At 70.6% G+C, this 19,492-nt stretch carries 17 protein-coding genes and 1 rRNA gene; 13 read left to right on the top strand and 5 right to left on the bottom strand.

Features of this window, described 5'->3' with window-relative positions; all coding sequences use genetic code 11:
- Nucleotides 1-65 precede the first annotated feature (65 nt).
- Both ABZ624_RS08600 and ABZ624_RS08605 read right to left on the bottom strand, forming a co-directional pair.
- The gene (locus ABZ624_RS08600) at nucleotides 66-1,073 is read right to left on the bottom strand and encodes a bifunctional lytic transglycosylase/C40 family peptidase (protein ID WP_360084014.1); all 1,008 of its coding nucleotides are present in this window, start codon (nucleotides 1,071-1,073) and stop codon (nucleotides 66-68) included.
- A 142-nt stretch (nucleotides 1,074-1,215) separates the two neighbouring features.
- Nucleotides 1,216-1,983: a trypsin-like peptidase domain-containing protein gene (locus ABZ624_RS08605; protein ID WP_360084015.1), complete on the bottom strand. Its 768-nt coding sequence runs from the start codon at nucleotides 1,981-1,983 to the stop codon at nucleotides 1,216-1,218.
- A 241-nt stretch (nucleotides 1,984-2,224) separates the two neighbouring features.
- Between ABZ624_RS08605 and ABZ624_RS08610 the strand changes: the two genes are divergently transcribed.
- Nucleotides 2,225-2,644, top strand: a complete 420-nt coding sequence (locus tag ABZ624_RS08610) for a copper-binding protein (protein WP_360084016.1) — start codon at nucleotides 2,225-2,227, stop codon at nucleotides 2,642-2,644.
- Here the strand turns inward: ABZ624_RS08610 and ABZ624_RS08615 are convergent.
- On the bottom strand, nucleotides 2,631-3,533 hold the full coding sequence (locus ABZ624_RS08615) for an oxidoreductase (protein ID WP_360084017.1): 903 nt from the start codon (nucleotides 3,531-3,533) through the stop codon (nucleotides 2,631-2,633). The two genes, ABZ624_RS08610 and ABZ624_RS08615, sit on opposite strands and share 14 nt — an antisense overlap.
- 62 nt (nucleotides 3,534-3,595) lie before the next feature.
- On the opposite strand from ABZ624_RS08615, the gene ABZ624_RS08620 reads away from it, so the two are divergent.
- Together ABZ624_RS08620 and ABZ624_RS08625 are read left to right on the top strand one after the other, a co-directional pair.
- Nucleotides 3,596-4,210, top strand: coding sequence for a TetR/AcrR family transcriptional regulator (locus ABZ624_RS08620; protein WP_360084019.1), 615 nt, complete (start codon nucleotides 3,596-3,598; stop codon nucleotides 4,208-4,210).
- 248 nt (nucleotides 4,211-4,458) lie between these two features.
- Nucleotides 4,459-5,850 (top strand): S53 family peptidase, encoded by a 1,392-nt coding sequence (locus tag ABZ624_RS08625; RefSeq protein ID WP_360084021.1) that lies wholly within the window; start codon nucleotides 4,459-4,461, stop codon nucleotides 5,848-5,850.
- A 175-nt stretch (nucleotides 5,851-6,025) separates the two neighbouring features.
- On the opposite strand, the gene ABZ624_RS08630 is transcribed toward ABZ624_RS08625, so the two are convergent.
- A complete protein-coding gene (locus ABZ624_RS08630) occupies nucleotides 6,026-6,667 on the bottom strand; it encodes a TetR family transcriptional regulator (protein ID WP_360084023.1) in 642 nt (213 codons plus the stop codon).
- Between the two features lie 221 nt (nucleotides 6,668-6,888).
- Between ABZ624_RS08630 and ABZ624_RS08635 the strand changes: the two genes are divergently transcribed.
- The 10 genes from ABZ624_RS08635 to ABZ624_RS08680 all read left to right on the top strand — a co-directional run bounded on the left by ABZ624_RS08635 (nucleotide 6,889) and on the right by ABZ624_RS08680 (nucleotide 19,334).
- Entirely contained in the window at nucleotides 6,889-8,211 is a 1,323-nt protein-coding gene (locus tag ABZ624_RS08635; protein WP_360084025.1) for a UDP-glucose/GDP-mannose dehydrogenase family protein, read from the top strand.
- 124 nt (nucleotides 8,212-8,335) lie between these two features.
- Nucleotides 8,336-9,544: a glycosyltransferase gene (locus tag ABZ624_RS08640; RefSeq protein WP_360084027.1), complete on the top strand. Its 1,209-nt coding sequence runs from the start codon at nucleotides 8,336-8,338 to the stop codon at nucleotides 9,542-9,544.
- A 152-nt stretch (nucleotides 9,545-9,696) separates the two neighbouring features.
- The gene (locus ABZ624_RS08645) at nucleotides 9,697-11,313 is read left to right on the top strand and encodes an MDR family MFS transporter (protein WP_360084029.1); all 1,617 of its coding nucleotides are present in this window, start codon (nucleotides 9,697-9,699) and stop codon (nucleotides 11,311-11,313) included.
- 273 nt (nucleotides 11,314-11,586) lie between these two features.
- On the top strand, nucleotides 11,587-11,895 hold the full coding sequence (locus tag ABZ624_RS08650) for a hypothetical protein (RefSeq protein WP_014673544.1): 309 nt from the start codon (nucleotides 11,587-11,589) through the stop codon (nucleotides 11,893-11,895).
- 93 nt (nucleotides 11,896-11,988) lie between these two features.
- On the top strand, nucleotides 11,989-12,819 hold the full coding sequence (locus ABZ624_RS08655; protein ID WP_360084031.1) for a hypothetical protein: 831 nt from the start codon (nucleotides 11,989-11,991) through the stop codon (nucleotides 12,817-12,819).
- The gene (locus ABZ624_RS08660) at nucleotides 12,809-14,155 is read left to right on the top strand and encodes a hypothetical protein (protein ID WP_360084033.1); all 1,347 of its coding nucleotides are present in this window, start codon (nucleotides 12,809-12,811) and stop codon (nucleotides 14,153-14,155) included. The genes ABZ624_RS08655 and ABZ624_RS08660 overlap by 11 nt, the downstream gene beginning before the upstream one ends.
- The gene (locus tag ABZ624_RS08665; RefSeq protein ID WP_360084035.1) at nucleotides 14,152-15,711 is read left to right on the top strand and encodes an SCO6880 family protein; all 1,560 of its coding nucleotides are present in this window, start codon (nucleotides 14,152-14,154) and stop codon (nucleotides 15,709-15,711) included. Before ABZ624_RS08660 ends, ABZ624_RS08665 begins: the two co-directional genes overlap by 4 nt.
- A 14-nt stretch (nucleotides 15,712-15,725) precedes the next feature.
- Entirely contained in the window at nucleotides 15,726-17,138 is a 1,413-nt protein-coding gene (locus ABZ624_RS08670) for an ATP-binding protein (protein WP_360084037.1), read from the top strand.
- A 52-nt stretch (nucleotides 17,139-17,190) separates the two neighbouring features.
- Nucleotides 17,191-18,741 carry a type IV secretory system conjugative DNA transfer family protein gene (locus tag ABZ624_RS08675; RefSeq protein WP_360084039.1) on the top strand — a complete coding sequence of 517 codons (1,551 nt, stop codon included), beginning with the start codon at nucleotides 17,191-17,193 and terminating at the stop codon, nucleotides 18,739-18,741.
- A 41-nt stretch (nucleotides 18,742-18,782) separates the two neighbouring features.
- The gene (locus tag ABZ624_RS08680) at nucleotides 18,783-19,334 is read left to right on the top strand and encodes a cysteine hydrolase family protein (protein WP_360084041.1); all 552 of its coding nucleotides are present in this window, start codon (nucleotides 18,783-18,785) and stop codon (nucleotides 19,332-19,334) included.
- A gap of 53 nt (nucleotides 19,335-19,387) precedes the next feature.
- On the opposite strand, the gene rrf is transcribed toward ABZ624_RS08680, so the two are convergent.
- Nucleotides 19,388-19,492, bottom strand: a 5S ribosomal RNA gene (gene rrf, locus ABZ624_RS08685); the annotation flags it as partial.

Here is a 19,492-nt window from a genome sequence, read left to right on the forward strand (position 1 = left end):
ACGTTATCGAAGAGAGACTCATCCTCGCAGCTCAGGGGGGTGGTTCACGCACGGTGCACACCGTCTCAAACCGCCGTGGGGAGCGCTTTTGCGCCATCCGCGGTGACCCGGGTGGCGCCGAAGTAGTCCGGCATGTCGATGGGATCGAACCGGATGACGGCCCCGGTGCGCGGCGCGTCGATCATGTACCCGCCGCCCACGTAGATACCCACGTGGTGGATGGCCCGTGAGTCGCTGCGGTCGGTGGAGAAGAACACCAGGTCACCCGGGAGCAACTGGTCCCGCGAGGGATGCGGGCCCGCGTTGTACTGGTCGTTGGCCACGCGTGGCAGGGTGATCCCGACCTTCGCGTACGCCGCCTGGGTGAGCCCCGAGCAGTCGAACCGCCCGCCCTGCGCGGCCGATCCCTCGCCGCCCCACAGATAGGGCGTACCCAGCTTGTTCTGCGCGAAGGCGATGGCACCGGCAGCCTGCCGGGTGGGGTCGATCCGGCTGACGGGCGCGGCGAAGCTCTGCTCCAGGCTGCGGATCCGCTTGACGTAGTTCTGCGTCTCGCTGATGGACGGAACCCCGCCGGCCCTTATGACGCGGTAGGCACCGGCGTTGTAGGCGGCGAGCATGTTGTCGGAGACGTTGCCCGGGACGTCCTTCACGTCCTTGGCGAGTTCGCAGTCGTACGAAGCAGCCGACGGGATCGCGTCGTTGGGGTCCCAGATGTCCCGCTTGCCGTCCCCGTTGCCGTCGATGCCGTGCGTGGCCCACGTGCCGGGGATGAACTGGGCGATGCCGCGCGCGTCGGCGGGACTGACGACGGTGGGGTTCCAGCCGCTCTCCTGGTACAGCTGGGCGGCGAGCAGCGCCGGGCTGAGCGCCGGGCACAGATTGCCCCACTGCTGCACGAGCGACTTGTAGGCGGCCGGTACGGCCCCCTTGGCGAGCCCCCGGCTGCCCGAGGTGGCCGAGTCGAGGAGGTTTCCGGCGACGACGTACACCCCGACGACGAGCAGCATGACGAAACTCAGCCCGCCCCCCACGAGGGCACCACCGACGACCCACGCCTTACGCACCGTCAACCGCCCCTCGCCACCGGCAAGTCCACCCGCAGCAGTCTAAGAGCGGACCCGTCCCGGCACGAGAACCCCCGACCGGTGAAAGACAACGCGGCCGTGCACCACCCCTGACGCGGTGTCACACTGCGTCACGTGCGGCCGTGGCTCAGGAACCGCCGGCCGCGTCCTGGTACAGCTCCGCCGCCTCGCTCCGCAGTACCACGCTGTACGACACGTCGTCGGTCGAGCCGCCCTCTTCATGACCGCCGAGCACTCCGACCACCTGCCCGTCGCCGTTGATCCAGGGGCTGCCGCTGGTGCCGACGGTGAAGGCTGGGCAGTTGATGCGCTGCTGGCTCGTGCCGTCCGGGCTCGGCTTGTTGGTGCAGCTGATGGGCGTCTCGCGGGCGTCGGGGTAGCCGGTGAGCGTCACGGCGGTGGCGCCGGTGGCCATTCCGGGTGCGAACCGGTTGCCGCCGACCACGTCCTCGATGCGCCTGCCGTCCAGCTGGGCGACGGTGGCGAAGGCCAGGTCGCTGTCCTCGTCCTGGTCCTTGGCCCAGCTGTCGGGCAGGTATCGCCTGTCCACCTTCCACACCCCGTACGGCGCCTGCCCGTCCCGGTAGCCCGGCACGAACACCAGGTCGCTGTCGGCGCCGACGCAGTGTGCGGCGGTGACGATGAGGTCGCGCCGCGGGCTGTGCACGACCGAGGCCGTGCAGAAGTGCCCGCCGGCCAGGTGGTCTGCCCGGTCCGCGCCGAACAGCGCGCCGACCCGCAGCGTGTGCCGGTTCGCGACGGCGTCGACGGTGACCCCCAAGGGCCCCGGTCCGTCATCCGCTGCCGCCACGGACGCCGAGGTCAGCGCGAGCATCACCACGGCGCCGAGCAGCGCGGGACGCGAGGTGAACGAGATGCGTGAGGAGCGCTTCATCAGCTCCCACTTTGTCGCAGGAGAGCGAGAATCGCGCTCCGACTTCACTGAGAATTTCCTGTGAAACGTCCTATGGCCGCCGAACCTCTCCCACGGACATGGCTCGCTGCCTTTGGTCCGGCGATGAACTCTTGCGTGTACCGGGACGTAGTACCTATAGGTCTGTTTGTCCGGAAAGACAGCCTTTCGCTGAGAAGATCATGATCAGAAGGCGATGAGTCGGATGGCAACCTCGACCCCCATGACCCGCACCGGTACCCGCACCCGCACGGCACTCGGCACGACGGCGGTCGCCTTCACCGCCGCCCTCGTTCTGGCCGCCTGCTCAGGCGGAGGCGGCGGCAGTCACCCGAACGCGAGCGGCTCGGCGAAGGCCGGCCCGGGCACCCGGGTGACGGTCACCGAGACCGAGTACGCGCTGAAACTGTCCCGGTCGTCCTTCACCCCGGGCACCTACACCTTCGTCTCCGACAACCACGGCAAGATCACGCATGCCCTGTCGATCGACGGGCCCGGCGTGGAGGACGCCAAGACCAAGGACGTCAACAGCGGTCAGCAGGCCACGCTGACGGTGACCCTCAAGAAGGGCACCTACGACCTGTACTGCCCGATCGACAGCCACAAGCAGCTCGGCATGGACAAGCACATCACGGTCGGCTGACCGGCTTCAGCCCCCACGACACCCCGGTCAGCTCCTCCGACAGCGTCCACAGCCGGCGGGCCGCCCGGGGGTCGCTGGCCGCCGCGCTGCGGCCGACCAGGGCGGGGGCGCCGCGCATCTCACCGAGGCCGGCGGGTCCCACGTACGACGCTCCGGGAAGATCCTGGCTCGCGGCGTAGAGGGTGGGCAGGGCACCGGCCTCACCGCTCTGCGCGAACACCTTGTTGCCGACCGCCATAGCCGCCCTGGCCAGCGGGTTCGCGGTGTGGCTCTGCAGGTTGGTGGCCGCGTAGCCGGGGTGGGCGGCCAGGGCGCGTACGGGGGATCCGGCCTCGGTGAGGCGGCGCTGGAGTTCCAGGGTGAACAGGAGGTTCGCCAGCTTGGACTGGGCGTAGGCGCGGAGCGGGGTGTAGCGGCCGCGCAGATTGACGTCGGCGAAGTGGATCGCACCGTCGCCCCCGCGGTGGAGGCCCGAGGCCACCGTCACCACCCGGTCCGTCACATACGGCAGGAGCAGGTTGGTCAGCGCGAAGTGCCCGAGGTGGTTCGTGCCGAACTGCATCTCGAAGCCCTGCTTGGTGCGCTGCTCCGGCAGCATCATCACGCCCGCGTTGTTGATCAGCAGATCCAGCGGGCGGTCCCAGGTGCCCGCGAACTCCCGCACCGAGTCCAGGTCGGCCAGGTCCAGACGGCGCACCTCGGTGCTGCCGCCCGCCTTCGCCGCGGCGGCGCCGCCCCGCGCGAGGTCCCGTACGGCGAACACCACATGCGCGCCGGCCCGGGCCAGCGCCTCCGCGGTCGCGAGGCCGAGGCCGCTGTTGGCGCCGGTGATCAGGGCCGTACGGCCGGTCTGGTCGGGGAGGCGGGTCGCGTTCCATGCATCGGTCATGCCCCCAAAGTAGGCACCGACAACAATGCTGTCAATGCCAACATCGAGTTACGATGGTCCGCATGCCGCGCATGTCCCCGTCACCGACCAACCGCCCCTATCACCACGGCGACCTGCGCGCCGCCCTGCTCAAGAGCGCCGAGCGCACCCTGCGCGACAAGGGGGTCGGGGCGCTCTCGCTGCGCGAGCTGGCCCGGGACGCCGGGGTGAGCCACGCCGCCCCCGGCCGGCACTTCAAGGACAAGCAGGCCCTGCTCGACGCCCTCGCGCTGGACGGATACGAGCGTCTGAACCAGGCGCTGAACGCCGCGACCGACCCGCTGGAGCAGTCCTTCGAGGAGCGGATGACGGCCCTCGCGCGGGCCTATCTCGGCTTTGCCGTCGACAACCCGGAGCTGCTGGAGCTCATGTTCGCGCGCAAGCACGACCCCGACAGCTCCGCACAGCTGGCCGCGGCCGTCGACGAGTCCCTCGGCTCCTTCACCCGGATGATCGCGGACGCCCAGCGGCGCGGCGAAATAGTCGAGGGCGACCCCGAGCGGATCACCCTGGTCGCCGCCGCGAGCCTGCACGGCCTCGCCGCCCTCATCGCCAGCTGCGCGCTCGACGCCGAGGAGACGATGAGCGGCCTGGGCGCACACGTCCACCTGCTGCTGCACGGCCTCATGCCCCGCTGAACCCAGCCGCCCCCTGTGCGGGCCCTGTGCTCCTGGTCAAGCGGCGCCCAGCACAGCGCCAGCACAGTGCCATTGACCAGTAAGCCCACAACCTCCTTGGGTAACGCGGAAGTCAGGATTACGAAAGCCCCTTGTTGTCGCGTACTCAACAAGCGAGGGTCGTTCGCGGGCCGCCGCCCCCACCGGTCACCCACCGGTGGACCCCCACACCCGCAGGCCTCTGTCCACCACTTCCAGGAGGCTTTACCTTGCGTACGTCCACCCCCGACTCCCCCCACATACGCGGCAGACGGCGCCGGCTCGGCTCGGCAGCCGCGGCCACCGCCGCGCTCGTCATCGCCGGGCTCGGCACCGCGGCCCACGCGAACGCGGACACCACCGCCGCGAGCCGCACCGTGAACCACACCGTGAGCCACAAGGTGAGCGCCAGGACGATCGCCGCCCAGGTCGCCAAGGCCCATGTGCGGTACGAGAAGGCCTGCGCGGCGACCCCGAAGAAGGGCTACGCCGCCTGCAACGCCCTGCGCGTCACCGGCGGCACCACCGCCTTCATGGAGAAGCAGGCGGCCCTGAAGGGCATCACGCCGAAGACCGTCTCCCCGAAGGCCTCCTCCGACTCCCCGACCGGCTACGGCCCGAGCGACATCCAGTCGGCCTACGGCCTGACCGACGCCGCCTCCTCCAACGGCTCGGGTGAGACCGTCGCCATCGTCGACGCCTACGACGACCCGAACGCCGAGTCCGACCTCGCCGCCTACCGCTCGTACTACGGCCTGCCGGACTGCACCACCGACAACGGCTGCTTCAGCAAGGTCGGCCAGACCGGCTCGACGACCTCCCTGCCCACCGCCGACAGCGGCTGGGCCGGCGAGATCTCCCTCGACCTCGACATGGTCAGCGCGACCTGCCCGAACTGCAACATCCTGCTGGTCGAAGCGAAGTCCGCGTCCGACGCCAACCTCGGCACCGCGGTCAACGAGGCCGTCAAGCTGGGCGCCAAGTTCGTCTCCAACAGCTACGGCGGCTCGGAGTCCTCCTCCGACACGTCGTACGACTCCAAGTACTACAACCACCCGGGCGTCGCCATCACCGCCAGCGCGGGCGACGAGGGCTACGGCGCCGAGTACCCGGCCGCCTCGAAGTACGTGACCGCCGTCGGCGGCACCGCCCTCAAGCCCTCCTCCGGCAGCCGCGGCTGGACCGAGTCCGTCTGGAACACCTCCAGCACCGAGGGCACCGGCTCCGGCTGCTCCGCCTACGACGCCAAGCCCAGCTGGCAGACCGACTCCGGCTGCGCCAAGCGCATGATCGCCGACGTGTCCGCCGTGGCCGACCCCGCCACCGGCGTCTCCGTCTACGACACCTACGGCTCCGACGGCACCGGCTGGAACACCTACGGCGGCACCAGCGCCTCCTCGCCGGTCATCGCCTCCGTCTACGCCCTCGCCGGCACCCCGGGCAGCAGCGACCACCCGGCCCAGTACCCGTACAACGCGGCCGGCACCTCCGCCCTCAACGACGTCACCAGCGGCAGCAACGGCTCCTGCTCCACGTCCTACTTCTGCACCGCCCGGTCCGGCTACGACGGCCCGACCGGCTGGGGCACCCCCGAGGGCACGGACGCCTTCCGCGCGAGCTGAACACCACCTGAACCACCCCGTCGGGTCACGGGGAGCCGCCAGGTGAGGGGGACGTGGGGTACCCCCGGCGGCACGAGAGAGAAGACGGGCCACGGCATCCAGCCGCGGCCCGTCTTCCCTGTCCTGAGCACCTGCTCCCCCCACCTGCCCCGAGCACCTGCCCCGCGCGGCTTCCCTACTCCTCGCGCGCCTCCTGCTCGTCGTCGCGCTCCGGCGCCGGGTTCAGCAGGACCTCGATGCCCGCCCTCAGATACCGCTCCACCGTGGCGTCCGGCGCCGAGACCAGGGCGGGGGGACGGATCTCGGTGCGCAGCAGACTGGTGCCGAGCATCCAGGCCGCCAGGAGTTCCGCGCGCAGGTCGGCGTCGGGGCCGCCGAGGCGGGCGGCCAGGCGGCTGGAGAACACCTCCGTGAATTCCGCGCGCAACCGCCCCACCGCCTCGTCCCGGCCGGAGGACCGCAGCACGGACAGCACCGGGTGCGGGAAGTCACCCTCCGCCGGCGCTCCCAGAAGCAGCGCGCAGAACCAGTCGGGGATCGCCTCGACCGGCTCCTCCAGCAGCGGTTCGAATATCTTGCCGGTACCCGCCACGTCGTTGAACAGCGCTTCCTTCGAGCCGAAGTAGCGGTAGACGAGGGCGGCGTCCACGCCCACGTCGCCCGCGATGTCGCGCACGCTGGTGCCCTCGTAGCCGTACTTGCCGAAGCGGAGGACCGCGGCGCCCCTGAGCGCCGTACGCGTGGCCGAGGCCGAGCGTCTGCGGGCCGGCCGGCGGGCCGCTGTCTTCGGCGCCTTGCCGTCCTGCGTTTCCCTCACGTCACCGTACCTCCGTCGTCCTCGGCCCTTGCAGCCCTCCGCCCATATTCGAGTCTGCGGCGGCTGTCTCAAAGTCACCGACCGATGTCATCAATCGTTGACTTCTGTTCGCGCCGCATGCCATACCTGGGCCAGGTCAACGGTTGATGACTTAACTGCTCGCCGTGCCCGCTGTGGTGAGGCCGCGCGGGCACCCCACCGACCGGAAGTGGTGATCTGCTGTGTCTGCTCGACGCGTCGCCGTGATCGGAACCGGGTACGTCGGACTGACCACCGGTGCCTGCCTGGCCTCTCTCGGCCACTCCGTGGTGTGCGCGGACGCCGACCCGCACAAGGTCGAGCGGCTGCGCGAGGCCCGGGTGGACATCCTGGAACCCGGCCTGCCCGAGACCGTCCGGGACGCCCTGGAGGCGGACCGGCTCGACTTCACCGGCGACACCGCGGCCGCCGTCGCCGAGGCCGAGGTGGTGTTCCTGTGCCTGCCCACGCCCATGGGCGCGGGCGGCGCGGCGGATCTCGCCGCCGTGGAGGCCGTCGCCGGGCAGATCCGCGATGTGCTGCCGCCCGGCTGTGTCGTCGTCAACAAGTCCACCGTGCCGGTCGGCACCGGCGAGCGCGTCGCCGCGCTCCTCGGCCGGGCGGACGTGACCGTGGTGAGCAACCCCGAGTTCCTGCGCGAGGGCCGCGCCGTCCACGACTTCCTGCACCCCGACCGCATCGTGATCGGCGCCGCCGACCGGCAGGCCGCCCGGCGCGTGGCCGACCTGTACGCCGGCCTGGACGCCCCGCTGGTGCTGACCGATCCCGCCAGCGCCGAACTGACCAAGTACGCGGCGAACTTCTTCCTCGCGATGAAGCTGTCCTTCGCCAACAACCTCGCCACCGTCTGCGAGCACTTCGGCGCCGACATCACCGACGTCACCGAGGGCATCGGACGCGATCCGCGCATCGGCTCCGCGTTCCTGCGGCCCGGCCCCGGCTGGGGCGGCTCCTGCCTGCCCAAGGACACCCACGCCCTGCTGACCGCGTGCGACCGGGCCGGGGTCGACTTCCCGCTGCTGCGCGCCACCATCGAGACCAACGTCACCCACCAACGGCGGCTCGTCCAACAGGTCGCCGCCGCGTGCGGTCGCGGCGAGGACGGCTCGCTGCACGGCGTACGGCTCGCCCTGTACGGCCTGACCTTCAAGGCCGGCACCTCCGACCTGCGCGACTCGCCCGCGCTCGCCGTCGCCCGGCTGCTGCGCGAGCGGGGCGCCGAACTGACCGCGTACGACCCGGCGTTGCGCGAGGAGCGACCCGACCTGAGCGATCTGGCCGACCTCATGGACGACCCGGTGCGGGCGGCGGAGGGGGCCGCGGCCTGTGTGGTCCTCACCGAGTGGCCGGAGCTGCGCGACCTGGACTGGGCGGCGATCGCCGCGCGCATGGCCGGCCGGGAGGTCCACGACTTCCGCAACCTGCTGGACGCGGACCGGCTCGCGCGGGCCGGACTGATCTGGCAGGGCATCGGACGCGCGGCGGCGCCGGCCCGGGCGGCGTGAGCGGCGTACCCGCAGCCACTCCTCCCCCACCACCGAACCGAAGAGTCCCGAGAGAACCGAAGAGCCCCGAGAGACCCGAAGAGTTCCGAGAGACCCGAAGAGTTCCGAGAGAAAGGCTCACCCCATGCGCGTTCTGTGCACCACGCTCGGCAGTCCCTCCCACGGCCGGGCCCAACTGCCCCTGCTGCGCGCCCTCGCCGAGGCCGGGCACCAGGTGCTGGTGGTCACCAGCGACGCCCTCGCCCCCGTCTTCCGTGACGACGACGTCCGGGTGGACGCCGCCTTACCCGAATTCGACCCGATGGCCCGGATGGCGCCGTACCTCGCCGAACTCCAGGACACCGCCGACCCGGCGGAGCGCACGGCGGTGATGAACCGGCTGGTACTGCGCGCCCTGACCGGGCCGGGCGTCAGGCCGCACCTGGAGCTCCTGCTCCCCCTCGCCCGGGACTTCCGCCCCGATCTGATCCTGCGCGACGGCATGGACATGGCCGCCGTGCTCACCGCCGAGCTGCTGGACGTGCCGCAGCTGCCGACGCCCTCCGGGTTCAGCAACAGGCTGGACCCCGCCGAGGTGCTGGAGCAGCTCAACCAGCGGCGTCAGGAGCTGGGGCTGCCCGACTCGGACGACCCGCTGTCCGTCGTAGCGCACGGCCGCGTCGACTACGTGCCGCCCGCCTTCTCCTTCGCCCGGCACCTGTCCGGGGCCTTGGCCTACCGGCAGACGGTGGACGTCGAACGCGGCGCGGTGCTGCCCGAGTGGGCCGCCGGACTGTGCACCGACCGGCCACTGCTGTACGCCGCGATCGGCACCGCCCTGCCGGTGCTGCGCGAACGCGCGGCGGGCCGGTCGGCGCCGCTGCCCATGGAGATGCCGGACCCCACCGAGAGCCTGCGCGCGATCGTGGAGGCGGCGACGGAGCTGGACGACTGCACGGTGGTCGTGTCGACGTCCGGAATCCCGCTGGACACCGAAGGGCTGCCCGGACACGTCCACGTCACCGACCGGGTGCCGCAGCCGCTGCTGCTGGAGTCGGTCGACCTGTTCCTCACCCACGGCGGCTTCAACAGCATCCGCGAGGCGATGCGCACCGGTACGCCGCTGGCCGTCCTGCCGCACTTCGGGGACCAGCACGCCAACGCGGACCGGGTGGAGGAGCTGGGCCTGGGCCGCCACATCACCGACCGGAGCGCGGCCGGCATCGCCGACGTGTGCCGCAAGCTCCTCGCCGACCCCGCGCCCCGGGCCCGGGCCCGGTCGGCCCAGCTGGCGATGCTCACGCTGCCGGGGATCGAGCACGCGGTCGCCGACCTGAAGGAGATCGCCGGCTGACGGGCCGGACACCGGGCCGGGGACCGGCCGGGGCCATGCACGCCCCCGCAGCCCCCGGCCCACCGGCCCCCGCCCACTCCCCCGCGCTCCCAGAGAGCTCCCGCAAGGACCTCCCCAAGGAACTCGCCCAAGGACTCCCCGAAGGACGACTCGTGACGTTCTCCGACACCCAGCACCAGGACGCGGCAGGGGACACGCCCGCGCGGCTCAGCCACCGGCAGATCACCACCGTCATGTCCGGGCTGGTACTCGGCATGTTCCTGGGAGCACTGGACCAGACGGTGGTCTCCTCCGCGCTGCGCACCATCGCCGACGACCTGCACGGGCTGACGGCCCAGGCATGGGTGACCACCGCGTATCTCATCACCGCCACCATCGCGACGCCGCTGTACGGCAAGCTCTCCGACATCCACGGCCGCCGGCCCGTCTATCTCGCCGCGATCGCCCTCTTCACGGCCGGCTCACTGCTGTGCGGATGCGCCAGGTCGATCTACGAACTCGCGGCGTTCCGCGCCGTACAGGGCATCGGCGGCGGCGGGCTGATGTCGCTGGCGATGACGATCGTCGCCGACCTCACCACCCCACGCGAAAGGGGCCGCTACCAGGGCTGGTTCATGGCCGTGTTCGGCGGCGCCAGCATCGTCGGCCCGCTGGTGGGCGGCGCGTTCGCCGACCGGGCCACCCTGCTCGGCATCGACGGCTGGCGCTGGATCTTCCTGATCAACATACCGCTCGCCGCCGCGGCCGCCGTGACGATCGTCCGTGTACTCCGCTTCCCGCACCGGAAGGTCCGGCACCTGCTCGACCACCCCGGAGCGCTCGCGCTGGCCCTGTCGCTGGTGCCGCTGCTGACCGTCGCCGAGCAGGGCCGCGCCTGGGGCTGGGGCTCCCCCCTCGCCCTGCTGATGTACGCGATCGGCGGGCTGGGCCTCGCCTTGTTCGTCGTGGCGGAGCGCCGGATGGGCGACGCGGCCCTGCTGCCGCCGCGCCTGTTCCGCATCCGCGCCTTCCGCCTCGGCGTCGGACTGCACTTCGTCGTGGGCGTCGGCATGTTCGGCGCGATGACGACGCTGCCGCTCTACCTCCAGCTCGTACGCGGCATGAGCCCCATGGCGGCCGGTCTGGCCACCCTGCCCACGGTCGCCGCCAATCTCACGGTGACGCTGCTGGTGGGCCGGCTGATCGCCCGGACCGGCCGGTTCAAGGTGCATCTCGTCGCCGGTCTCGGCTCGTTCACCGCCGGGATGCTCGTCTTCGCCACGCTGGGCGTGGACAGCCCGCTGTGGCACGCGTCGCTCGGCATGGCCCTGATGGGCGCGGGGCTCGGCGCGTCGATGCAGACGCTCACCACACTCGCGCAGTGCGAGGTGCCCCGCACGGACATGGGCGCGGCGACGGCGTCGGTCAACTTCTTCCGCTCCAACGGCGGCACGGTCGGCACCACGGCGTTCCTGTCGATCCTGTTCACCACCGCGGCCGGCCGTATCACCGGCCGGCTCGCCGAGGCCCGCCACGACCCGGCCTATCGCCGCCTTCTCACCCGGCCCGACAACGCACACGCCCTGGCAGGTGTCCTGCGCCCCGGCGGGGGTGTCACCCTGGAGGACTCCGCCTTCCTGCGCGCCCTCGACCCTCGCGCGGCGCTGCCGTTCCTGGAGGGGTACGCCGCCTCGATGCGCCTCGTCTTCCTCACCGGCGCCGCCGTGTCCCTGGTGGCCTTCCTGATCACGGCCTGGCGGGTGCCGAACCTCACGCTCTCGGACGAGTAGCCAAGCGAGTAGCCAAGCGAGTAGCCAAGCGAGTAGCCAAGCGAGTAGCCAAGCGATCAACGACGGAACCACACGACAGGTTCCGGTCGCACCTCGTTGCCCGGCGTGACCTGCCGTGATACACAGAGTGACCGTACGGGCTATTCGTACGAAACCCGCCAGCCAATGACGTCAAGTCGACATACGTTGGCGACGTTGTCGGCGACAATGAGGCCTGACCTCTGCACACCGCAGGGGGCCAAGCGGAACTACCCACCAGGGGCGGTGACTTACATGCTCTTTGCAGCCGACAAGGGAGACATCAACACCATCATCGGCGGGATCGCTCCGGACTGGGGCCCGTTCGGCAGCCTGGGCAACGAGGCCAAGGTGATGATCGAGGTGGTGATGGCCGTGGCCATCCTGCTGTGCCTCGGCATCGCGGTCTGGGGCGCGGCGAAGCAACGCATCGGCGCCACGGCCCTGCGCGACACCTTCAGCGCCGAACAGGGCAAGGGCCTCATCATCGCCGGCCTGACCGGGGTCTTCATCATCGGCTCTCTCGGCACCCTGTTCACCATCGTGTACGGCATGGCGGTCTGACCCCTCCCTGATGTCGAGTCACCACACCGCGCCCGCGCGGGAACCAGCACGGCTACCGTCGTATCTCTACGAGGTGGAGAGGGCGTACGCGGCATGAACCCCGGAGACGAGCAGGCCTACCCCGACTACGGCGACGGGGGCCACACCCGTACCCGCCTCCCCGACAGCGACCCCTACGGCGGCGCCCCCCGCCGCGGCCCCCGCCGCTCGTCCTCCCGAAGCCTGGTCACGGTGGTCGGCGTGGTGGTCCTCCTCATCGCCGCGATCGCTTTCGCCAACAGAGGCGACAACTCATCCGCCGACGACTCGGCCGGGAAGACCGACAAGCCGACGGCCGCCCCCACGGCGGCCAGCGGAAAACGGCCCGTGGACACCAAGTCCGCCGGGGTACCGACGGGATACGCCCACACGGAGCAAGGAGCACAGTCGGCGGCCACGAACTACGCCGTGGCGCTGGGCTCGACCGACATGTTCAAGAAGGGCAGCCGCAACACCCTCCTGCAGCTCCTTTACACCCGCGAGGCGGCGGCCCGGCTTGAGGGCCCGATGGACCAGGCGTACTCCACCGACTTCCTCGCCAAGATGGGCCTCGACGCAGCGGGCAACCCGCCCAAGGGCAACACGTTCGTCTCCCGGGTGGTCCCGGTCGGCACGACGGTGCAGCAGTACACGGACAACGGTGCCAAGGTCGCGGTCTGGTACCTGGGGCTCATCGGCATGGCCGGCACCGCCTCGACCGACCCGGTCACCTCGTCCTGGAAGACGTGGACGTTCGACCTACAGTGGTCCGACGGCGACTGGAAGATCGTCTCAGACACCCAGAAGGACGGCCCCGCACCGGTCCCCGGCGACGACAAGGCCGCCACCTCCGACGAGATCAGCAAAGCCATCGAAGAGTACGGAGGGTTCACGTATGCCCGGTAGCCCGCAACGTGCGCTCAAGCTCGCCGGAGTCGTGACAGCCGTACAGACCAGCGCCGTACTGCTGGCCACGCGCGCCTTCGCCGCGCCCTCGCCCACCCCTTACGGCAGCCCGTCGCCCTCACCGACGAAGAGCAAGTACAACTGCGGCGTCATCTCCGGCGAGGCCAAGAAATACTGCGAACGCGGCAACATCTCCAGCGGATCCGGCGGTGCGAACGTCCCGGACACCTCCACCCTCGACCCCTTGTCCTCGCTGGCCAAGGGCTGCGCCGAGGCCGCCGCCTGGACGGTGCACAAGCTCAGCAAGGCCGTGAAGGAGACCGCCAACGTCGACTTCACCAACCCCAAGTTTCTGCAGCAGTACGCCATCGTGTTCGCCGCGTCCACGATCCTCACCCTCCTGCTGTGGCTGCTCGCCGTGGCCAAGCGAGCCGTGCGCGGTGTGCCGCTCACCACCGCCATCTCCGAAGCCATCGGCTTCCTGTGGCTCACGGTGATCGCCTCCGCCTTCACCCCGCTGATCCTGTACACCGTCGTATCCGCCACGGACGGCGTGACGGACGTCCTCGCCAAGGCCACCGGCGACCAGGCCGACACGTTCTTCGGCACCTTCTCCGGCGCCCTCAACAAGGGCACGAACATCGGCGGCGGCCCGATCATGCTGATCGTCGTCTCCCTCGTGAGCATCCTCGCCGCCGGCGTCCTGTGGCTGGAGCTGGTCATCAGGGCCGCCCTCCTCTACGTAGGCGCCCTCCTCGGCACCGTCGTCTACGCCGGACTCGTCGACAAGAACCTGTGGGGGCACGTCCGCCGCTGGGCCGGCATCATGATCGCCGTCATCCTCGTGAAACCGGTGATCGTCATCGTCCTCGGCCTCGCCGGCGCCCTCTCCTCCGGCAACGGCCCCGACGCCTTCTCCGCCGTGGTCTCCGGCCTCGCCATCATCCTGCTCGCCATCTTCGCCAGCGCGATGATCTACCGCTTCGTCCCCGGCTTCGGCGACGAGATCGCGAACGGCCGCAACAACCGCATCATGCAGGGCGCCGAGAGCAAGGCCGCCGCCGTCATCAGCTCCCCCGCCACCCTCGTCGCCCAGGGCATCAAGACCCACAGCACCCGCGCCGGCAACGACGGAGCCACAGCAAGCGGCGGCGCCGGCGGCCCCCGCCCCGCCAACCCCGCCACCGGCGGAGTCGCCGCCCACAGCAGCCGTACCCCCACCGGGGGCGGCGGAGCCGTCCCCTCCGCCACGCCCGCGCCCCGCGCGCCCAGCCCGGTCAACACCCCGCACGCAGGCAACACCCGCAACAACCGCACGGGAGGTGAAGGGCGTTGACGACCGAGTCCCACCTGTCCCATCCGGTCACGCCCCGCCGTACATATCTGATCGGCCGCGCCCGGCCGAACGCGATCATCGGCCGGAACCGCGAGTCCGGCGAGATCGTGCTGATCATCGCGGGCGCGTTCCTCGGCATGATGTGCGGCCTCGTCGTCCCGGTCCTGTCCCTGCGGATCGTCCTGCTGATGGGCTTCCCGCTGCTCGCACTCGCCGCGGTCTACGTGCCGTACAAGCGCCGCACCTTCTACCGGTGGTTCGAGATCAACCGCAGCTTCAAACGGACCGTCAAGGGCGGCCAGGCGGCCTACCGGTCGGCCGCCATGGAAGCCGGCACCCGCCTCGACGGACGCGAGATCGAAGTCGGTCCTCCCCCCGGCATCGGGCGGATCACCTGGCTCGCCGCGCCCTTCGGGCCCGACGAGATCGCCGTACTGCTGCACGCCGACCGGAAGACCGTCACCGCCGCCATCGAGATCGAGGGCCCCGGCGTCGGCCTGCGCGACTCCGAGGACCAGGAGGCCCTGGTCGACCGGTTCGGCACGCTGCTCAAGCACGTCGCCAACGGGGACGGGTTCGTGACGCGGCTGCAGATGCTCGCCCGCACCCTGCCCGCCGACCCCGACGCACACGCCAAGGACGTCGCCCTGCGCGGCGACGACCGCTCCCTGGACTGGCTCCAGCAGTCGTACGACCAGCTGCAGTCCATGGTGTCCACGAGCAGCGAGCAGCACCGCGCCTACCTCGTCGCCTGCATGCACTACAACCGCGAGCTGGCCGCCGAGGCCCAGGCCATGGCCCGCGCCGTCCGCACCCAGGGCGGCAAGGCCGACCGGGACGCCGGACTCGCCGTCGTCATGGCCCGCGAGCTCACCGACATCTGCTCACGGCTCCAGGAGGCCGACATCCGGGTACGGCAGCCGCTGGGACAAGGACGGCTGGCCTCCCTGATCCACTCCATGTACGACCCCGACCACCCCATCGACCACATCCAGGCCATGACCCAGCGCAACGCCTGGCCGGCCGAGCTCGACGCCATGGAGCCCACCTACCTCCAGGCCAAGACCCGGGAGTCGACGACCCGCGCCCCCTGGTGCCATGCCACCGCCTGGGTGAAGGAATGGCCCATGACCCCGGTGGGGGTCAACTTCCTCGCGCCCCTCCTCGTCCACACCCCGGACGTCATCCGAACGGTCGCCGTCACGATGGATCTCGAGCCCACCGAGGTAGCCATCGAACGCATGCTGACCGAGAAGACCAACGACGAGGCCGAGGCCTCCCGCGCAGCCAAGATGAACCGGACCGTCGACCCCCGGGACGTCGCCGCCCACAACCGGCTCGACCAGAGAGGCGAAGACCTCGCCAGCGGTGCCGCCGGCGTCAACCTCGTCGGCTACATCACCGTCTCCGCCCGCTCCCCGGAGGCCCTCAACCGCGACAAGCGGACCATAAGGGCCTCCGCCGGAAAGTCGTACCTGAAACTGGAGTGGTGCGACCGCGAGCACCACCGCGCCTTCGTGAACACACTTCCCTTCGCCACCGGCATCCGCAGGTAGGGGCTGATTCGCCGATGCGGGATCCGCTGTCCGTCCTCACCGACGCCTTCACCTCCTTCCTCTTCGGGAAGGTCGAAACGACCCGGCTGCCGGTACGCACCTCCACCGGCCAGGCCCAGGCCGTCTACCTGCCCACGGCCGCACCCGGCCTCGGCGACTCCGGCGTCATCATCGGCCGCGAGGTGTACTCCGGAAAGGGCTACATCTACGACCCCTTCCAGCTGTACGGCCAGCAGCTCCCGGCCCCGCACTGGCTCGTCCTCGGCGAGTCCGGCAACGGCAAGTCGGCTCTGGAGAAGACCTACGTCCTGCGCCAGCTGCGCTTCAAGGACCGCCAGGTCGTCGTCCTGGACGCCCAGGGCGAGGACGGGGTCGGCGAATGGAACCTCATCGCGGAGGAGCTGGGGATAACTCCCATTCGGCTGGACCCGACGGCGGCGTTGGACCACGGCATCCGGCTCAACCCTCTCGACCCGGCGATCACCACCACCGGGCAGCTCGCGCTGCTCCGGACGATCATCGAGGTCGCGATGGGCCACGGCCTCGACGAGCGCTCCGGCTTCGCCCTCAAGGTCGCCCACTCCTACGTCAACGAGACGATCCTCCACCGCCAGCCGGTCCTCTACGACATCGTCGAGCAGCTACGGCACCCCGAACCGGAGTCGGCCGAGGCGATGAACGTCGCCATAGACGACGTACGCGCCTGGGGCCTGGACGTCGCCCTGGTCCTGGACCGGCTGGTCGACGGTGACCTGCGCGGCATGTTCGACGGACCGACCACGGTCGGCATCGACCTCGACGCCCCGCTGATCGTCTTCGACCTCTCCCACATCGACCGCAACTCCATCGCCATGCCGATCCTCATGGCGATCGTCGGCGTGTGGCTAGAGCACACCTGGATCCGCCCCGACCGGAAGAAGCGCATCTTCCTGGTCGAGGAGGCCTGGCACATCATCAACAGCCCGTTCGTCGCCCAGCTGTTCCAGCGTCTGCTGAAGTTCGGCCGCCGGCTCGGCCTGTCCTTCGTCGCGGTCGTCCACCACCTGTCCGACGTGGTCGACGGGGCCGCGGCCAAGGAGGCGGCGGCAATCCTGAAGATGGCGTCCACCAGAACGATCTACGCCCAGAAGGCCGACGAGGCACGGGCCACCGGCCGCGTCCTGGGTTTGCCGAGGTGGGCTGTGGAAATCATCCCGACACTGACGCCCGGCATCGCCGTCTGGGACGTCAACGGCAACGTCCAGGTGGTCAAACACCTGGTCACGGAGACGGAACGCCCGCTGGTCTTCACCGACCGCGCGATGACCGAGTCCTCCAGCGACCTCATGGCCGACGAGGCCCTGCGCGCCGCCGAACTGGAGGCCGAGCAGCGGGCGGCGGCCTTCGTGGAACAGCACCTGGGCGACTCCGAATCGACGGTGGCGTAGCGGAACGGGCAACGGTGGCACAGGGGCCCAGGCAGAGGCAGGGGAGGAACGGGTGAGACCGGACGCTCGCGACCGCCGCGCGGACCGCCGGGACGGCCAGGGAGGCATCCCCGACGGCCTCCTGATCGGCATCCTCGCGTTCCTCCTCGGCATGACCGTGCTGGTGTGGACGGCCACGGGCCTGGCCGCCCTCTTCACCCGGGGCGCCTGGCCCGAGGGCGTCACCTTCACCCGCACCCCCCTGGCCATGCGCCACCTCATCGGCGCCCCCCACGACATCACCGGCGCCTGGCCGGACACCCCCGCCTCCCAGCTGTCCGGCTGGGGACTGTTCTGGGGCCTGTTCATCGGCCAGCTGATGGTCCTGTTCGTCCTCACCGTGTTCGTGATGGGAGCGGTGGCGCGCTGGCGGGCGGGGCGAGCCAGGCGGCGGGCCGAGAGACGGGGGGTGCAGGAGGCCGCGGCAGCAGCGGCCCCGGCCCCCCAGATCACCGCACCGGCACCCGCGGTGGCCCCTGTGCCCGCACCGGCACCCGCACCGGCACCCGTGCCGGCACCCGCAGCGACACCGGCAGCCGTGAGCCCACCCGCGCCCCTGCACGAGGTACCCGCGCCTCGCAGCGAGCCCGAACTCCAGGGATCGGGCGCCGTCTCAGCCGACGGTGAACGGATGGGCGGATGGGAAAAAATCGTCACCGCACCCAGAGAAAGCCGCCGGACGACCGCGACCCGGGCCATCCAGGACGCACCGGGTCCCGCCCTCGTCGTCACCTCGAACCCCGCCCTCTGGTCGGAGACGAAAGACGCCCGAGCCAAACTGGGCCCCGCTCTCCTCTATGACCCCGCGCACCTCTGCAACACCCCCGCCCGCCTCCACTGGTCCCCCACCTCCGGCTGCGAGGACAAGCAGACCGCCCTGCACCGAGCGGTGGCGCTCCTCGCCCCGGTACGGCCCACAGCGAAGATCGACCAGGCGGTGGCCGACACGGCCACGACTCTCCTCCGCAGCTACCTCCACGCCGCCGCCCTGGAGAACCGCACCGTCCGCCACGTCCACCGCTGGTCCCAGGGCACCCAGATCCAGGAGGCCGTACGCACCCTCCGTACCCACCCCAAGGCCGCCCCCGGCGCCGCAGGCGAGCTCGAGGCCGCGCTCACCGCACACCCCGAGCGACGCGACATCGCCCAGGAGTTGACCGGCCGCGCCCTGTCCGCCCTGTCCACGGTCAACATCCGCGAGGCCTGCACCCCAAACCGAACTGATGCGCTCGCCTTGGATTCCTTCGTCTATGAAGGGGGCACGCTTTATGTAGTAGGGGAATCCATCGAGGACCCCAGGACGCACCCCGGCGCCATGCCCCTCCTGACGGCCCTCGCCTCGAGCGTGGTCGAGCGCGGCCGGCGCATGGCCGAACGGTCATCCTCCGGTCGGCTCGACCCACCACTCACGCTCGTGCTGGACGACATCGCAGCCGTGGCTCCGCTCCCCCAGCTCCCCGACCTGCTCTCCACCGGCCAGGACCAGGGCCTGCCGACCCTCGCCCTGCTCCGCTCCCGCGAACAGGCCCGCTCCCGCTGGCCGCACCAGGGACTACCGGTCTAGGCGGGCCCGTGCTCTCCGGGCCATCGCATATTGTGGCAGTCATGACAAACCTGCCGGAACGGCCGAACACCGCCCTGCTCGTCATCGACATGCAGAACGGAGTGATGGCCCCGAGCTCACCCAACCGTGCCGCGGTCATCGCCAATGTCAACACCCTGATCGACAAGGCCCGCGCGGCCGACGCGCCGGTGGTCTGGATCCAGCACGAGGACGAGGAGCTGGTGCACGGCACCGAGGCCTGGGAGTACGTCCCTGAGCTGAAGCGACTCGACAGCGAGCCGCTCGTCGCCAAGAACTACCGTGACTCCTTCGAGGACACCGACCTGGAGTCGGTGCTGGCCGAGCGCGGGGTGGGCCGGCTGGTCGTCACGGGCGCGCAGACCGATTTCTGTGTCCGCTCGACCCTGCACGGCGCCCTGGTCCGGGGCTACGACGCGACGCTGGTTGCCGATGCCCACACAACGGAGGACCTCACCGCGGACGGCTCACCCGCTCCGGAGCAGGTGATCGCCCATACGAACTTCTACTGGAGCGGCCAGCACGCACCCGGCCGCCGAGGCGGAACGGTGAACACGGCCGACGTCGTCTTCTGATTCCGAAACGCAGAAAGGCCCACGCCTGATGGCGTGGGCCTTTCCCAAAGATTGTTCGGCGGTGTCCTACTCTCCCACAGGGTCCCCCCTGCAGTACCATCGGCGCTGTGAGGCTTAGCTTCCGGGTTCGGAATGTAACCGGGCGTTTCCCTCACGCT

The organism is Streptomyces sp. NPDC007205 (assembly GCF_040634095.1).
Classification (GTDB): domain Bacteria; phylum Actinomycetota; class Actinomycetes; order Streptomycetales; family Streptomycetaceae; genus Streptomyces.

Bases quoted from the DNA above. Each gene is read 5' to 3' on its own strand.
- ABZ624_RS08605 (WP_360084015.1), bottom strand. From the start codon at position 1,983: ATGAAGCGCTCCTCACGCATCTCGTTCACCTCGCGTCCCGCGCTGCTC.
- ABZ624_RS08610 (WP_360084016.1), top strand. From the start codon at position 2,225: ATGACCCGCACCGGTACCCGCACCCGCACGGCACTCGGCACGACGGCG.
- ABZ624_RS08615 (WP_360084017.1), bottom strand. From the start codon at position 3,533: ATGACCGATGCATGGAACGCGACCCGCCTCCCCGACCAGACCGGCCGT.
- ABZ624_RS08620 (WP_360084019.1), top strand. From the start codon at position 3,596: ATGCCGCGCATGTCCCCGTCACCGACCAACCGCCCCTATCACCACGGC.
- ABZ624_RS08640 (WP_360084027.1), top strand. From the start codon at position 8,336: ATGCGCGTTCTGTGCACCACGCTCGGCAGTCCCTCCCACGGCCGGGCC.
- ABZ624_RS08650 (WP_014673544.1), top strand. From the start codon at position 11,587: ATGCTCTTTGCAGCCGACAAGGGAGACATCAACACCATCATCGGCGGG.
- ABZ624_RS08655 (WP_360084031.1), top strand. From the start codon at position 11,989: ATGAACCCCGGAGACGAGCAGGCCTACCCCGACTACGGCGACGGGGGC.
- ABZ624_RS08660 (WP_360084033.1), top strand. From the start codon at position 12,809: ATGCCCGGTAGCCCGCAACGTGCGCTCAAGCTCGCCGGAGTCGTGACA.
- ABZ624_RS08670 (WP_360084037.1), top strand. From the start codon at position 15,726: ATGCGGGATCCGCTGTCCGTCCTCACCGACGCCTTCACCTCCTTCCTC.
- ABZ624_RS08680 (WP_360084041.1), top strand. From the start codon at position 18,783: ATGACAAACCTGCCGGAACGGCCGAACACCGCCCTGCTCGTCATCGAC.